We start from the raw sequence: 14,742 nt of genomic DNA, 5'->3' as shown, positions 1-14,742 counted from the left end.
TGAAAAACATGCAATTAAAACTACCTATCCTAGCCCTTTTACTGCTATTCTCGCTGTTGACGACTGCGCAAAACGTAGGTGTTAATGGTGATGGTTCTACACCAGATAACAGTGCCATGCTGGATGTAAAAAGCACCGTAAAAGGTTTATTGATCCCACGAATGCTTGCCACGCAACGACTTGCTATTGTGAGCCCTGCTACGGGCCTGCTCATTTATCAGACAGACGGCACTTCAGGCTTTTATTTCAACAAAGGATCGGCCACGACACCTGACTGGCAATACCTGGGGGCGATGGGGCCTGCCGGGGAAAAGGGATCCAATGCACTTGTTAAGACGACAGCAGAGCCTGCAGGACAGAACTGTTCTACCGGCGGTTCTAAAATAGAAGTAGGTGTTGACGCGAATAATAACGGGGTACTTGATGCAAGTGAGATCAATATCAATTTCACCATTTACATATGTAGCGGCGTACCGGGTCCTGTGGGGCCTACCGGTGCTACCGGCGCAACAGGCCCTCAAGGTATTCAGGGTGCTACCGGAGCTACCGGCGCGACAGGCGCTACGGGAGCGGTAGGGCCTACAGGTCTTACTGGAGCAACAGGTGCTACAGGAGCTCAAGGAATTCAGGGTGCGACCGGTGCGGCAGGACCAGCAGGAGCAACAGGACCGACAGGGCCTCAGGGACCTCAAGGTATTCAAGGGATTCAAGGTGTAACCGGAGCAACAGGTGCTCAAGGGATTCAGGGTGCGACGGGTGCGGCAGGACCAGCAGGGGCAACCGGCCCCACTGGAGCTACAGGTGCAGTGGGAGCGACCGGTGCGGCAGGACCAGCAGGGGCAACAGGACCGACAGGGGCCCAAGGACCTCAAGGTATTCAAGGTGTAACCGGAGCAACAGGTGCTCAAGGAATTCAGGGTGCGACGGGTGCGGCAGGACCAGCAGGGGCAACCGGCCCCACTGGAGCTACAGGTGCGGCGGGAGCAGCAGGAGCAACAGGACCGACAGGGGCCCAAGGACCTCAAGGTATTCAAGGGATTCAAGGTGTAACCGGAGCAACAGGTGCTCAAGGAATTCAGGGTGCGACGGGTGCGGCAGGACCAGCAGGAGCAACAGGACCCACTGGAGCTACAGGTGCAGCGGGAGCAACGGGACCGACAGGGCCTCAGGGTCCCCAGGGTATTCAAGGGATTCAGGGTGCGACCGGTGAGGCAGGACCAACGGGAGCAACAGGACCAGCAGGGGCTACAGGTGCAGCGGGAGCAACAGGACCGACGGGGGCCCAGGGACCGGCAGGGGCGACGGGCGCTACTGGATCTGGCTTTGCCAATGGCACTGGCAGTACCCAGGTTTATGTAACAGGAACTTCTGCTCCTTATGCACCAACCAATCCTGTAAGCATATCGGGAGATGTAACGCTTTCTTCAACAGGCGTAACAACGATAGCCAATAACGCTGTTACGGTTGCTAAAATATCAGCTAGCGGCACTAAAGACGCTACCACTTATTTAAGAGGAGACGGTAGCTGGTCTACGCCAAGTGGCGGTGGCGGCAGCAGTACCGGCGTAGAACTTATTGCAACACTAACCTCTAACCAAACATTAGCTACTTCAAGTACTACCGATGTTCAGTTTACTTCTGTAACGGTATCACCAACGGTGGGCTCTTATAATACAGGTACTCTCAGTTATACTGTTGGTACCGAAGGAAACTATATGATAGTGGTAAATTTTGTAGGCACCGCAGTACCTCAAATACCCATTATCCTATATATAAATGGCAACCCGGCTCCAGACCTGAGTGTTCAAGCCAGTAACACGAGCTATGGCACTTATATTTCCAGATCTACGCTTACAACGGTGAAACACTTAACAGCCAATACCGTTATAAAGGTAGGAGCGTATAATTTCAATGCCAGCACCCAGCAAACGCTAGTAGCAGGAGGCGCCACCATCTTCACTATCACTAAATTGTAATAAATTATCTTAAAACAAAAAGAGGTTGCATCAATTGATACAACCTCTTTTTTTATGCCTGTTTTTATTTAACCAGCTATATCTATTATTTTCAGTGAAGGCGTGTTGAGATTGAAGTAGTTTTTCTTCGTAGGGTCTTCGGTAGGCAGTTCCAGTATGAACCTGTATTTGTAGACGCCCACTGGTATATCGGTCAACAACGCTCCTGCCCAGTAGCTATATACGGAAGTGTATTTAGAACGAATTTTGTCGGGGCCGCCGAGAATTTTCAGTTCCCTGAAGATTGGATCGCTTGCGACATCGGTACCGTTTTCATTGAGCAGTACAATATTATTGATCCTTGCCATTGGCGGGAAGGAGCCGTCGGGACGCTGGGCTGCGTCCATCGAGAAGATGATCCAGTTCAGGATCTGCCCTTGTTTACAAACGGTTTGCAGGTGATCGGTGCCCTGATGGGTGCTGTCGATGCAATTATCCATCATAAAAACATTGCCATCCAGTGTTTGATAAGCATTGGCTGCCGCCACGTCAACAAATGTGACCAGGTTCAACTGGACAGAGTTAAAAGCAAAGAGACCTGTATCATTTGATTTTTGATGCGTCATTATAATAATTTTGGAGTATGGTAATTACATTAACCAATCAATGAAGGCGTTTCCCTTGTTTCTACCTGTTGTTTTTTTACACCTACTTCGAAGGTTATTTTATAAGGAACAGATGTGACCTCTTTCAGCACCGTCGCTTGCCAGTAAGACACATCGGAATCGGGATACATTTCCGTTACGGGGCTGCAAACTTCCGGATCGATCGTGATGTTACTAATGGCAGCGTAGGATTCGGGTTCCATGGACATGATCGTCCATATGAGAACATCGCCGGTTTTTACTTTTGTTTTCAGCACACCGGTACCTTCGTCTAAAGAGCCATCGGATTTATTGTTATCGAAGAGATAGAGGTTGCCTTTTATATTATCGCTGGCCAATGCGCCTACCACATCGACAAGCGACATTATGATAATTTCTTTCGGTTTCATTTGGTGATGATTTATGATTACACAATGGGGAGCATTCCCAGACCTGCGCCTGTGAAGCCGTTTCTCATAACGTCGCTTGTGACTTTTATCCTGGCGTCGTACGTAAAATTAACCGGCGTCCATACGACATTCGTTCCGTTGACCTCTGGTTTATAGAGAGTGATGTGCATGGTGTAGGAATAGGTGCCAATCATATAAGTATTAACAGATGCACACCAGTACCATCCCCCTTTAATAGGCGCGGGTGAGCCATATTGTGCTGGGTAGATGACGCCTTTATCGACCGCTTCCCCCGTGATGTTATAGATCTGAGGAGCGAGGTAACTTAGGGAAGAAATGTCCACCGCTTCGTTCCCGTTTTCATCAGACGAAAATTTCAACAGTACGGGTTCTACTTCGTTTACCGTCAAGAACTTTCCTCTTACATCCATCAGGGGCAATTCATTTGTTATTGGTGCGCCCTGTTTGTCCGCTACTGTACTCAGGGCAGGCACTGTTAAGGGAGCCGCCGCCACTGCATCCTGTAAGAGCATCGTTTGATTTTGCCCGGAACTACTTCTCAGCAGCCCCAGTAAGCGGTCATTTGTTTTTTCGAGACGATCCTGCGCATAAAACCTTGGCAGATTGGGCGACAAGCAAGAAACGCTGTAGGGCAGCCAATTGATCAATTGTTCGCTGGCCTGTGCGCCAGTAGCCCAATACGTGCCATTCACTGCGGAAATAAGTTTACCGGTGGCTTCGTTCTCCGAGCCTTCGGTTTTAAGGTTATCGACCATATAGATATTACCGTCCAACGTTCCCTGCTGTATTGCTGCCGGAATATCTATCAACATGATTATAGTGATTTCCTGTGCCATTGTTAGCTGGTATTTTTATGTGAATTAAGCTGTTGTCATGATCGCTGCGGTATTGATATGCATGGTGCCATTTTTCCCCTCTCCCATTTCCAACTGCAGACGGTAATAATAAGGAATGCCGGGTACGAGGTAATAAGGAACGATACCCGTCCATTCAAAGAGATCTGGGTTTACGGGCTGCAGGCCCGTGCCTGTTTGCGGCGGATACCCCGGAGGCGGCAAAACCACTCCGGCAACCGGGAGGAAGTCGATTCTACTGATGGCAACCGGCGTTTGCAAATCGACAGGATAGCTGGTCCATTTAATTGTTTGTCCTGGCAGACACCTGGTTACCAGGTTGGCTGTTCCTTTGCCATAGCTGGCGCAGGGGCTATCGTCCATCAGATAGATGCTATTGTGCAGCGTTTTGTCGGACAATGCTTTCACCACATCTACCGATATAATGATATTAATATTGTACTTCATTATTTACTATTTAAAAATATCTCTAATCAATGGCACCTTTCCTACATTGGTTTTGTGGAGTTCTTCGCTATCTTTTGCGATAAACCTAAGCTGGAACTGGTATTTTGTGTTTTTGATGGAGCTTGTATTGGCTTCGAGTTTATTGAAAAGGGACAGTGAGGATGCAAATGCGTTACAGAACAATTCCTGCAAGGCAGCATCGGATAATGCGGCGGCCAGTTTGCCTGTGTATTTGGCCGGATCGTCGACAGTAGCCAACAGCGCCAGCCTGGAATCTTTCCTGTAGTTCACGAACTGGATTTCCTGTGCCAGTTCTTTCAGGTCGACGATAGTTTTTTCTTTAAGGGCGGCGGCTACTCCTTCGTAGGCAAGTGGTGCAAAGTATTGTGTATCGCCCAAGTGGATCATGTCGCCGCTTCTTCCTGAAAACTCGAACTGAAAGGTTTTAAGCGCATCGGTTACAATGTCGGACCTTCTTATGACCCTGTCCCCTACTTTATACCTGATCACAGGCACTTCATTGGCGTGAAGCCTGGTTACGACCAGTTCGCCTTCTTCGCCTTCGGCCACCCATTTACCGTTTTCATCTACTATTTCAATAAAATGCAAGCCGGGAACAGCGGCCAGGCCGGGCAATTCATGGTTGAGCTGCAAGCCGATGGCTTCGGCCTGTGTTGCGGCGAAATAGCTCAGGATAGCTAGGTTAGGGTAAAGGTCTTTCAGCGCTTTCTGTTGCAGATGCGTAAGCAAGCCGCTGCCATACATGGCTACCTTAAGGCTTTTGCGCGCTTCTTCGGGCATACCTATACCCAACTCGCTCAGCAAGGCAATTCCCTGTGAAATACCCATGATAGCTTTGGGGCCTTCGTAGCTCATCATATGCTGGTAGACATCCTTATTCAGGGGGCCGGCTCCTATATAATTGATGCCTGGTATTTTTTGCAACACCCCTCCTACCATTGTACCGCTGCTCCACATTTGATAGTCGGCAAGCGTTGTTGCCACCCATTTGGGCTGCTTTCCTGCGAGGTATTTATGCAGCATATGTTTACCTATAAACTCTCCTGCTATTTCGTAGGTATCCTGCAGTTCATGGAGTGAGTATACCGTTTCGGAGAGACCTCCGCCGGTAGTACCTCCGCTTGCTACTATTTCGAATCCACCCTGATGAAGCGGGACGACCATGCCGGGACGTGCGCCCATGAAAAATGTGGAGAGCGCTTTTTTATCGGAGATGGGCAACTGCTGCCATTCCTCAAGATTTTTGGGAGCGGCATTCAAACCTGTTTTTGCGATATAACCTTTCCAGAGCGGATTCAGCAGCAAAATATTGGTAAGCTGCTGCAGCCTGCGGAATGTAAGTGCATTCTGCACTTCTATATCGACGGCGCTGTATTCCACATTTAATCCTTTTGCGCATTCTTTGAGTTTACTATAAAAGGAAGGGAGTTGGATCACCTCATCGATACTGCGGGGTTTCCATTCCGCGTCTGGGATCAATTTATTTACCCATTCCTTTATTGATCTATTTCCTGTCTTTTTGGGTTTCATGTATAAAGTATTTATTGCGATATGGGGATTGCCTGATGTTGAATATTAGTTTGGCTGATTATCATTTCCTGGCCGGTTTTTCTTATTTCCTGCAATAACATGCGGAAGTGTATCATTTCTATTTCGTGGTTCATAAAAACCACTCTCAGGGCTTCCTCTCCATTCACTTCGACCTTAGAAATGAAAAACCTACCTTCTTCCTTTATTTTATTGCGTATATATAACTGGAAGTGCTTATTCGTTTGCAGATCGAGGTTAGCGGGTGTATAGCGGAAGCAAAGAATATTGGCCTGTGGTTCATGGATGACCTGGAAGTCGCCTTCGTGCAGCAGTATATTCCAGGCCTGGTTGGCAAGATGACAGAGATGGTCGATCTTTTTTGAGAAGACAGCTTTGCCGTGCATGGCCCATGACACCCAGAGGTTCATAATCACCGGTCTTTTGGTGCATTCAAAGTTCTGTTCACCGCTATCGAGCGACGTATAGATGTCGGCTTGTTTTTCGAAAACATAACTGGCTTCCTGCCGGAAGGCGCCGTAGCTACGTTCTTTATTTTTATAAAACAAGAGCGTGCAGGTTCCGGGCGTGAACAGCATTTTATGTGCATCCCAGATAAAGGAATCGGCTTTTTCGAGTCCTTTCAGTTTATGCCTGTGTTTTTCGGACAACAGCAGGCTGGCGCCATGGGCGCCATCGACATGCAGCCAGCTATCATGTTCCTGTGCAATAGCAGCCAATTCATCCAACGGATCGAAAGAGCCTGTATCTGTAGTGCAGGCAGATGCCACCATACAGAAAACGCGGAGGCCTTGTTCCCTGGCTTTTTTGAGACAGGATTCCACCTTGCTGCTGTCGATCTGGTTTTTACCATTTACGGGCAGTTTTACCAGCTGGTCTTCACCAATGCCCATGATGCCAATTGCTCTTTTTATGCTGTAATGTGCATTTTCACTGATGGCTACAGCCGGTATTGCATTTTCGTGCAGCCTATGCAAACCGCTATTCCAAACATTGGGGTATTTGTAGTTACGAGCGGACAGTAATGCTGTAAGGTTTGCCAGCGAGCCACCTGAAGTAGTGACCATGGCGAAGCTGTTGTCTGTGTAGCCGATAAACTTATTCAATTCGTTCTGCATAATCAGTTCCGCCACATTGGGTAATTGTGCAGCTTCATAGAAAGAAGAGGGTTGGTTAACGGTAGCGTTCACCAGATCGAAGATGCCGGAGAGCGGCAATACGCCTGAGAACTGGCGTCCCATATATCCTTTAGAATGAACCTGTATACCAGTTTTTGTGTATAATTCTATAATATCTCTCAGCCGGGTTTCATCGAATGCGGCGATTTCTTCGGATTCATGCGTCATTAAGCTCCGGGCTTTTTCGATGAGGATGGCGGGTTCGGTCAAGTTCAAACCACAAACCGGATCGATCTGCTGGAGGTACTGTTCCAGTGAAGCGACTACTATATCGGAGATCTTCCTGAATTCTTTGGTAGAGAAGGCTTCTTCATAGGAGATGTTTTCGGGAGTCTGCCGGTTTGAATAATGGAGTTGGTAATTAAGAGACGCAGCACTTTGGTTATCAGGCATGGGGTGTTTTGTTTGTAATGAAAGATATTTTTCAAAGCAACAATTCAATGCATAGGCGTATTCAGGCAAAAGAAAGTTCTGTGCCGGTGTTTTAGCCAGAACTTTCTTTTATGCCTGAGGTGCATCACAAAATAGTGTTATAACAGTTGCTGTAAGAAGACAGCGGGATGCCCGGGATTACTACATGTAAGCGAGCCTATGGTTACCAGGTCGCCTTCTGTATTTTTACCGGTGATAATGATGTTCTGGCTTCCGGCGTAAAACACACCTGAACGTTCGCCCCCTGTTACTTCGACGCCTATTTGATTTGGCGTACCTGTTTTAGTGGCGATGATATTACCCGTGCCTTTTGTAATAAGCGCATACTGTCCTACAGCCGGCGGCGCAAAAAGCTGGCTTACTGTAATATCGGTAAGCGGAGCCAGGTTAAAATGCGGGGGAGCCGCGACTGCGCCGGGCAGGTAGTTGTAGGGTACATAAAAGGCATTGATGGTAAGACCGAAAGAGGGCTCTTCCCCTGTTTTGAGGCAATACATCCAGTGAGAGGTAAAGGGTATGCCGGCTTCTGTTTCACCGATAGCCATATAGGTATCGTGAACAGACAAGTGGCCGCTTTGTTTACCGTTGTGCAGGCTTAAGCTGTACAGTACATTGGTAAAAAGGCTTCCGACAGAGTAAACGCCTGAAGCACCTTCAATGACGGGTAGGATGGCGGGGCCAACGCCGCCGCCCGGCCAGTTGATGTAAGGATAGAGTTTAACGTTTTTTACTTTAATGGGAAGGGGAAACATGGATCTGTGTTTTAGGTTATATAGATTAGGGATTTTTCAAGGGAGCATGTTAATTCCTTGAAGGGAAGATTCCTTCCACGCAAATGACATAATTGACAGCGGTATATGGCTGAATATTATTGTGTGGTGTGGAGCCGCCATAGGTAGCTACCGTTACGGTAGGGAGCGGCCCTGCAAAACTGTTTACAGTTATAGCACCCGCGGCCATTGGCACCGTTGGATCTGTAGCTGGCGCATAACAGGAAGTGTTTCCATCGGAGCCCAGCAATTCTCCTACCGGCGTATTGTCGCCGCCAGCGCTATTGACACCATACAATGTAACGGTACCGGATGGGGTAACAGAATTGACAGCCACCGTGGGGATGTGCGTATGCGATGGAATCTGCAACTGCGTTAACGTCACCGTTTCGGTTCCTGTTTTTTCGCCGAGTTCATAGTTGGATAAACCAGTACCCTGGCCAGCGCCTATTGGCACCCTGCTACACAAGCTAGGTAAGTTAAACTTAGTTTGTGCGTCGCCTCCGTAGGTTATTCCCACGATAGCATACAAGGCAATATACTGGTTTATGTCGACCTGCTGGCCGCGGCAATACAACCAGTAAAGCGGATTAAAATTACCTGCGAACATTCGGATTTCACCTATAGTTCCTTCCATAAAAATATTTTTTAATAAATTATTCAATAATTAGTTCCTGGAGGGGAATATGCCTTGCGTACAAATAACATAGTGCATACCCAATACCGGCTGAATATTGTTGTGTGGCTGATTTCCCCCATTGGGGCTGATGTTAACAGTGGGTATACCTGCAACCAGGTTAGTCAATGTAACGGAATTTGGAGCCATAGCGACTTTGGCCGACGCATTAGAAGCATTTGCATAGATATTAACAGTGGAACTTCCATCGTCGTGTGCCAACAAGGCGCCCTGCGGGTCGGCGGTGTTGCCATTACTGGCGGTTCCGTTCAATGTAACACCCACCACCGGCGCTCCTGTGCCTTGCACTACCGTAACGCCATGTGTGTGCATTGTCATTTCAGAGGTGATCAGCGTATGCGTTTCCTCGCCTCCTTTTTGTCCCAATACAAAGTTAAGATTGGTATTGTAGGATGGGACACCTGTACCAACAGGAACACGGCTTCTAAAATCCGGCAATTGAAAAGTTTGCATTCCATTACCACCAAAGGTGGTGTACAAGAGTGCAAACAGGGCCTGATTTGTGGAAACAGGCAAAGTTTGCCCCCAGCAAAACGCCCAATATTTAGGTGCGAAGTTTCCGGAAAAGCACCGAATCTCAGCAAAATATCCTTCCATAATAAATAATTTAGTTCTAGTTAATTGATGATTAGTTACGTGAAGGGTATACGCCAAACATGCAAATAATGAAGTTCATTACCAGGTATGGCTGCAAATTGTTGTGAGGAGTGTTACCTCCTATAGCGCTCAGGGTAACGGAAGTTATCTGAGGAGCCACCACATTAGACACCTCGAGCGACGCAGATGCCATGGGCGCCGGCGCAGCTGGTGTTACATTGGAAAAGAAATTGGTATTGGAATCGGTTCCAATATAATTACCTCCCGGGGTTGATAAAGTAGCTCCATTGACAGCATTCAACGTAGCCGTTCCCGACCCCTGAGACGCTAAGGTGGGAGTTGCCAGATGCGTGTGTACAGGAATGTCGCTGGCAGCCAGCGTTACAGCGATAGTACCTCCCTGCTGTCCTGGTGCATACAGGGAAAGGCCGTTCTCCTGACCTACCCCAACAGCCACTCTTCCTGCAAAATCGGGGAGCTTAAAAGTCGTAGTTCCGTCACCGCCATACATTATTCCGATGATAGAATACAGGGCAGTGTTAGCCCTAACCTGAATTGTTTGCGCCTGGCAGAAAGCCCAGCTTCTGGGTGCGAAGCTACCAGCAAACAATCTTATTTCGCCAACTGTTCCGTCCATAGATGTTTGTTTTTATGATTAAGAAATGAGTTTATCAGATAAATCGTTCTCCTGTTTGCCATCCCATTTGAGACAGTTTGTTGCCTGACAGATAGCCTTCGCGCATTTGGACGATATTTATCCTTATAAATTTGTTATCGCAGCAGGCTGCAATGATGCCATAAACAATATCGGCATGCACGATAGTGCCGGGCAAGACCTGTTCGGGTGGATTATTAACTTCTACGGGAATGGCTTCCAACAGGTTCACCTGCATATTGCGAAAGGTAGTGATGGCGCCACCATACCTGGGGTTACAAGCATTTACGAGTTGAATTACTTCTGCCGCCGACTGTTGCTTCCATTGAATGGTGCGTTCGTGGAAACCGGGCGCCTTATAATAAGCTGGTACCGTTTCTTCCTGTGGTGTAGCCGTACCGGTGTTGTTTTGCAAAATATTCATGACCTTTTGCATAGCAGCAACGGCAGCATGCCCCAGCCGCTCGCAATGTATACCATAGGTTTCACCGGGCATAAGTGGCAACTTTGCATAATGCAATACGGGCCCGTTATCGATGTGGGAAGTCATTATATGTACGGTAATACCCCCTTCCTTTTCACCATTGCGCAATTGCCAAAAAACAGGATCGGCGCCCTGGTAAACGGGCAGTAGTCCGAAATGAAAATTGATACATCCGAAGGTGGGTAATGACAATACGCCATCCGGCAATTTCCAGGGGAAAGTCATGGTAAGCAGCAGGTCTGCTTTTGTAGTTGTTACCAGGTTCGTGAGTGTTGCTTCCAACTGCTGCCTGGAGACCACTTGTATTTTTTCCGGTGGAATCATCACCTGAGCGAAACTGTTTTTCAAAACAGCGGCGGAACGTTCGGGGATCACAACTGCAGCCAACTGACCTGCGTGATGCAAGTGCAGGGCAGCAGGAATGGCCAGCGTATCGGAATTGCAAAGCAGAATGGTGTTCATATTATATGCAGAGGTAAGGGTTCATCCAACCGAAGTGAATATCGTTCACTAATGATTTCATTGACTGCATCTCCATTGTAAAAACGGGCAGCGTACTTATTACTTCCGAGTGTTTACCGGTGTCGCCCGCTTTAATGGAATTGCGTGTCATTATGACTTCATATGACTCATCGTATTTCAACGCCTGCTCCTGCCCTACCAGCCTGAGTCCTTTATATAATTCCTGCAACTGTGTATTGAGGTCACCTCCTTTGGCTGCTGCTTTTGCAAGCATCGCTCCTGTTTCGTAACCCAGGTAATAAAATGAACGTTCGGGTACAATCATTTCTGCGTTCTGCGCGGCTATAGTAGAATAGACCGTTACATCGGCATGCAGTGGTCCCAGTGGCTCGGTGATAAAAGGGAGACCTATAATATTGGTTCTTTTATGCCATCCTCTTGCAATGCATTCGTTCAGGAACAAAGTTGTTTCGGCGCCACAGAATGTAGCAAAAATAAAGTCGGGCTGATATTCTTCCATAAAAGGGAATATCACCGACATATCGGACAGGTTTCCTGCATCGGGCATGGGGCAAACAGAAAAGGACCATTCCGCACGCGGATCGGCAGCCATCATACCTTCATGAAACATTTGTGAAAATGCGTACCCGGAGTCGTAGACTGCACTTATATACATTCCTTTTTTACCAAAGGTTTCCACGCCCCATTTACCAATAGACCAGGCATGCCGCCACAGGTGTAATGAGTTGAGATAGGTATAATCGTTCAGCTTATCTACCTGGGGGATATGCCCGCCCAGATCGTTCACAATAAAAGGGATCTTTCTTTTTTTAAATTGTTCCGCCAGGTCGTCGGCCACCTTATGCGATAGCACACCCGACACTACATCTACATCGTGGTAATTGAAGAAGCGGCCAGAAGCATCTTCTGCCTGTTTGGCTCCACCCTGTCCAATAAACTCTTTAATAATTTCTATTTCTATTATCTGGGAGTGGGTATTAAATCCATCTTTCACTCCGCGTTCAAAATCCTTGCTTATGGGCAATATTGTAGACGTGGGCAGCAGAAGGCCCAGAGACAGTGTTTTCATTCTATATTTGTTGTTTAGGTTTACATATGGGGTATCTTATTTCACAGGATCCGACTGCAGGAAAGCGGCAATAAGGATAGAGGTTAAGTTTTCATGATATAGTAATAAAGAAATGGCAGGCGTAAATTTTAACTTCTCCAAATCTAAAACATTTATATTATAAATACTACATTATACCTTCCTTAATTTAAAAAATATTTATAATTTTCATTAAATAATAGATCATACTATCAATAGTATTTGTTTATGTTACTGATTCAACTCACGGGATTGTCCGGCGCCGGGAAAAGCACGATAGCCAATATGGTGAAGACACGATTATTGGACGAAGGCATACCTACAATTATTATCGATGGCGATGAATATCGCAAAACCATATGTGCAGACCTTGGCTTCTCGCGCGCTGACCGTTGCGAGAATATAAGGCGACTGGGAAAGGTGGCCAGTTCTTATTGCCAACAAGGAATGGTTGCCATCATAGCCGCCATCAACCCTTACCAGGAAGCAAGAGATGAATTGGCATCGCTATATAAAGCCAAGACTGTATTCATACATTGCCCGCTTCGTGTGTTAATAGAAAGGGACACGAAGGGATTATACAGAAGAGCCTTGTTAGATGCAAGCCATCCTGAATATATTACCAACCTTACGGGCGTAAACGATCCTTATGAAGACCCTTCGCATGCGGATCTCATATTAAACACCTCCTTATCGAGTCCTGAAGAGGCTACTGCGTTTTTTTTAGATTTTATAAAGAAACATTTATAATGTCTTTTTTCCTCAATTGTTCGAGCCTATGATATTCTTCAAATGCTTTTTCCATGTATTCAGATGGGGCGTTATCATCTAAAAGTTCACTGCTAAATTTCTTATAGGGTTCCTTGGCATCGTAACTGCATCTTTCAGCAACAGACTGCCGGGCTTCGGGCGTCAATATTGTACCTGTTAATTCGTAGAGCTTTTCCGTTATGGCAACGAACCCTTCGTTATAATTTATTAAATAAGATAAGTCGTCAACAGCCCGGATCTGCTGCATTTTCTGGTAATACTGTTGTAATACTGCCGCCATATAGGTATTAAGCGGATGCGTATAATCGGGCAGTTCACCTAATTCGAATATTTCATTTTCGACGACACCCGGTACGGCATGCATTCCTCTTCTTTTTTCCTGTGAAGCAATCACTTCATCGGGGCGCCTATATAAGAGGATAAAGGGAATGTTTGGATACAGCGCTCTCAACTGATCGTAAAAGAATAAGTGCCAACTGTCGGCTTTTATAAAGGCCTTTTTTTCGCCACCCCTTCTTTTTTGCGTATAGAAGGAGACGGCATGTGGCAGCAGGTGGGAAAGGTCTTTGCCACCCGGTTTATATTTTGCCCGGAGCAGGTCGTCGAAAAAAGGCACTTCCGCCAATGCTATATTATTGCTATCGAGGCCCATTAGTTGAGCCAGCAAGGTAGATCCGCAGCGTGAGACATGGAAAATGACGGCAGAAGGCGGCAATGTATCGCCCACAAGCGACCATTCCTCCAACATATCGCAGGAGCTGGCACTACGTTTCAAGTGATTATTTTCAGGGAAAGACTTGCATTTGCTGATGGTTTCATCGAAGAAGGGATCGGTATAGGGTTGGGTGCCGGTGTATAGCCATTGCACTTCTGTACCATTGCGTAATTTAAAGGGTATCCAGCCGGCCAATGCAGCCTGGTGTAAAGCGGTTGTCATATAGGTTCGAGTGTTTTTTTAGTTATGCTGTGGCCTGCGCTTCGAGTTGCGCTTGGAGTGAAGCTGCCATGGTGTTTGCCATTTCTGTATGGTGCGTTTTCAATGCGGCAATCAAAGCCATGGTTTCCTGCACATCCAGGATATCAGGCACTTCATTTTTTTCTGCACGCCCGAAGAGGTCTTTCATCCAGTCGTTCACCACGCAGTCTATGACGAGGTGAATGCGGTCGGAAGTTCCGCGGTTGGCGACCTGATGTGTTTTATTGGCATTGATGTACCAGCATTCGCCTTCGCGCATGGGCACCAGTTGTTCTTCACAATAAAACGTAACCTGATCGTTTGTGAATACAGGGACATGGATCCTGGCTTCTCCTTTTTCGAAACAGAGGTCGTAGTCGCGGTGTGGTTTAATGACGGCACCACTTCTCAGGTTCATCAACCTTACGGACATGATGTTGCATTGCAGGTTACCGGTAAATTCCTGTATAGCGGGGCATCGCGCCATGAGGGGGGTATCGAGATAGGTATCGCCGGCGCTCATAAGGTCGGGAACGCTGTTATCTTCTGCACCGCGCGGCGAACGGAGTGATTTTATATCCCAATTACCGGTATAGTATTTTGTGTTGAGGTGAGGCATCCATTCTGTAGTAAGTTGTGTTACCTCGTGTTGTATGGATGGAAGGTCAACGGATAGTGGAAGGCAAGCAAAGCGAATCATAGTGTATCAGGTTATAGGTGTAAGGTTGATCAA

General features: G+C 47.1%; 16 protein-coding genes. 2 read left to right on the top strand and 14 right to left on the bottom strand.

The window, feature by feature from the left end; genetic code table 11:
* Window positions 1-8 precede the first annotated feature (8 nt).
* Window positions 9-1,976, top strand: a complete 1,968-nt coding sequence (locus ESB13_RS24160) for a DUF7151 family protein (protein ID WP_164974087.1) — start codon at window positions 9-11, stop codon at window positions 1,974-1,976.
* Between the two features lie 68 nt (window positions 1,977-2,044).
* Here ESB13_RS24160 and ESB13_RS03965 read toward each other — a convergent pair whose 3' ends face one another.
* From ESB13_RS03965 to ESB13_RS03910, 12 genes are all read right to left on the bottom strand, one after another.
* Window positions 2,045-2,581 (bottom strand): hypothetical protein, encoded by a 537-nt coding sequence (locus ESB13_RS03965; RefSeq protein ID WP_129001727.1) that lies wholly within the window; start codon window positions 2,579-2,581, stop codon window positions 2,045-2,047.
* Between the two features lie 29 nt (window positions 2,582-2,610).
* Window positions 2,611-3,009: a hypothetical protein gene (locus tag ESB13_RS03960; RefSeq protein WP_129001726.1), complete on the bottom strand. Its 399-nt coding sequence runs from the start codon at window positions 3,007-3,009 to the stop codon at window positions 2,611-2,613.
* Window positions 3,010-3,026: 17 nt separating this feature from the next.
* Complete coding sequence (locus ESB13_RS03955) at window positions 3,027-3,866, bottom strand: hypothetical protein (RefSeq protein WP_129001725.1); 840 nt, start codon at window positions 3,864-3,866, stop codon at window positions 3,027-3,029.
* 24 nt (window positions 3,867-3,890) lie between these two features.
* On the bottom strand, window positions 3,891-4,331 hold the full coding sequence (locus ESB13_RS03950; protein ID WP_129001724.1) for a hypothetical protein: 441 nt from the start codon (window positions 4,329-4,331) through the stop codon (window positions 3,891-3,893).
* A 6-nt stretch (window positions 4,332-4,337) separates the two neighbouring features.
* Window positions 4,338-5,882 (bottom strand): phenylacetate--CoA ligase family protein, encoded by a 1,545-nt coding sequence (locus tag ESB13_RS03945; RefSeq protein WP_129001723.1) that lies wholly within the window; start codon window positions 5,880-5,882, stop codon window positions 4,338-4,340.
* Window positions 5,883-5,893: 11 nt separating this feature from the next.
* Window positions 5,894-7,471: a pyridoxal phosphate-dependent decarboxylase family protein gene (locus tag ESB13_RS03940; protein ID WP_129001722.1), complete on the bottom strand. Its 1,578-nt coding sequence runs from the start codon at window positions 7,469-7,471 to the stop codon at window positions 5,894-5,896.
* A gap of 137 nt (window positions 7,472-7,608) precedes the next feature.
* A complete protein-coding gene (locus ESB13_RS03935) occupies window positions 7,609-8,262 on the bottom strand; it encodes a hypothetical protein (RefSeq protein WP_129001721.1) in 654 nt (217 codons plus the stop codon).
* A 49-nt stretch (window positions 8,263-8,311) separates the two neighbouring features.
* Window positions 8,312-8,917 (bottom strand): phage tail protein, encoded by a 606-nt coding sequence (locus tag ESB13_RS03930; protein ID WP_129001720.1) that lies wholly within the window; start codon window positions 8,915-8,917, stop codon window positions 8,312-8,314.
* A gap of 30 nt (window positions 8,918-8,947) precedes the next feature.
* Window positions 8,948-9,574 (bottom strand): phage tail protein, encoded by a 627-nt coding sequence (locus tag ESB13_RS03925; protein WP_129001719.1) that lies wholly within the window; start codon window positions 9,572-9,574, stop codon window positions 8,948-8,950.
* 31 nt (window positions 9,575-9,605) lie between these two features.
* Entirely contained in the window at window positions 9,606-10,211 is a 606-nt protein-coding gene (locus ESB13_RS03920) for a phage tail protein (RefSeq protein ID WP_129001718.1), read from the bottom strand.
* Window positions 10,212-10,245: 34 nt separating this feature from the next.
* On the bottom strand, window positions 10,246-11,175 hold the full coding sequence (locus ESB13_RS03915) for a methionyl-tRNA formyltransferase (RefSeq protein ID WP_129001717.1): 930 nt from the start codon (window positions 11,173-11,175) through the stop codon (window positions 10,246-10,248).
* 1 nt (window position 11,176) lies between these two features.
* Window positions 11,177-12,265 (bottom strand): ABC transporter substrate-binding protein, encoded by a 1,089-nt coding sequence (locus tag ESB13_RS03910; protein ID WP_129001716.1) that lies wholly within the window; start codon window positions 12,263-12,265, stop codon window positions 11,177-11,179.
* Between the two features lie 246 nt (window positions 12,266-12,511).
* Here ESB13_RS03910 and cysC point away from each other — a divergent pair, with 246 nt between their 5' ends.
* Entirely contained in the window at window positions 12,512-13,033 is a 522-nt protein-coding gene (cysC, locus tag ESB13_RS03905; RefSeq protein WP_129001715.1) for an adenylyl-sulfate kinase, read from the top strand.
* Here cysC and ESB13_RS03900 read toward each other — a convergent pair.
* Window positions 13,014-13,991: a sulfotransferase family protein gene (locus tag ESB13_RS03900; RefSeq protein WP_129001714.1), complete on the bottom strand. Its 978-nt coding sequence runs from the start codon at window positions 13,989-13,991 to the stop codon at window positions 13,014-13,016. The two genes, cysC and ESB13_RS03900, sit on opposite strands and share 20 nt — an antisense overlap.
* Before the next feature lie 22 nt (window positions 13,992-14,013).
* The gene (locus ESB13_RS03895; protein ID WP_129001713.1) at window positions 14,014-14,709 is read right to left on the bottom strand and encodes an aspartyl/asparaginyl beta-hydroxylase domain-containing protein; all 696 of its coding nucleotides are present in this window, start codon (window positions 14,707-14,709) and stop codon (window positions 14,014-14,016) included.
* Window positions 14,710-14,742: the final 33 nt, after the last annotated feature.

Origin of the sequence: Filimonas effusa (assembly GCF_004118675.1) — a bacterium.
GTDB classification, from domain to species: domain Bacteria; phylum Bacteroidota; class Bacteroidia; order Chitinophagales; family Chitinophagaceae; genus Filimonas; species Filimonas effusa.
Note: the sequence above shows the minus strand (reverse complement) of the source record. Positions and strands in the feature narration are given on the sequence as shown.

Coding starts and splice junctions, on each gene's coding strand:
- ESB13_RS24160 (WP_164974087.1), top strand. CDS start 9: ATGCAATTAAAACTACCTATCCTAGCCCTTTTACTGCTATTCTCGCTG.
- ESB13_RS03965 (WP_129001727.1), bottom strand. CDS start 2,581: ATGACGCATCAAAAATCAAATGATACAGGTCTCTTTGCTTTTAACTCT.
- ESB13_RS03960 (WP_129001726.1), bottom strand. CDS start 3,009: ATGAAACCGAAAGAAATTATCATAATGTCGCTTGTCGATGTGGTAGGC.
- ESB13_RS03955 (WP_129001725.1), bottom strand. CDS start 3,866: ATGGCACAGGAAATCACTATAATCATGTTGATAGATATTCCGGCAGCA.
- ESB13_RS03950 (WP_129001724.1), bottom strand. CDS start 4,331: ATGAAGTACAATATTAATATCATTATATCGGTAGATGTGGTGAAAGCA.
- ESB13_RS03945 (WP_129001723.1), bottom strand. CDS start 5,882: ATGAAACCCAAAAAGACAGGAAATAGATCAATAAAGGAATGGGTAAAT.
- ESB13_RS03940 (WP_129001722.1), bottom strand. CDS start 7,471: ATGCCTGATAACCAAAGTGCTGCGTCTCTTAATTACCAACTCCATTAT.
- ESB13_RS03935 (WP_129001721.1), bottom strand. CDS start 8,262: ATGTTTCCCCTTCCCATTAAAGTAAAAAACGTTAAACTCTATCCTTAC.
- ESB13_RS03930 (WP_129001720.1), bottom strand. CDS start 8,917: ATGGAAGGAACTATAGGTGAAATCCGAATGTTCGCAGGTAATTTTAAT.
- ESB13_RS03925 (WP_129001719.1), bottom strand. CDS start 9,574: ATGGAAGGATATTTTGCTGAGATTCGGTGCTTTTCCGGAAACTTCGCA.
- ESB13_RS03920 (WP_129001718.1), bottom strand. CDS start 10,211: ATGGACGGAACAGTTGGCGAAATAAGATTGTTTGCTGGTAGCTTCGCA.
- ESB13_RS03915 (WP_129001717.1), bottom strand. CDS start 11,175: ATGAACACCATTCTGCTTTGCAATTCCGATACGCTGGCCATTCCTGCT.
- ESB13_RS03910 (WP_129001716.1), bottom strand. CDS start 12,265: ATGAAAACACTGTCTCTGGGCCTTCTGCTGCCCACGTCTACAATATTG.
- cysC (WP_129001715.1), top strand. CDS start 12,512: ATGTTACTGATTCAACTCACGGGATTGTCCGGCGCCGGGAAAAGCACG.
- ESB13_RS03900 (WP_129001714.1), bottom strand. CDS start 13,991: ATGACAACCGCTTTACACCAGGCTGCATTGGCCGGCTGGATACCCTTT.
- ESB13_RS03895 (WP_129001713.1), bottom strand. CDS start 14,709: ATGATTCGCTTTGCTTGCCTTCCACTATCCGTTGACCTTCCATCCATA.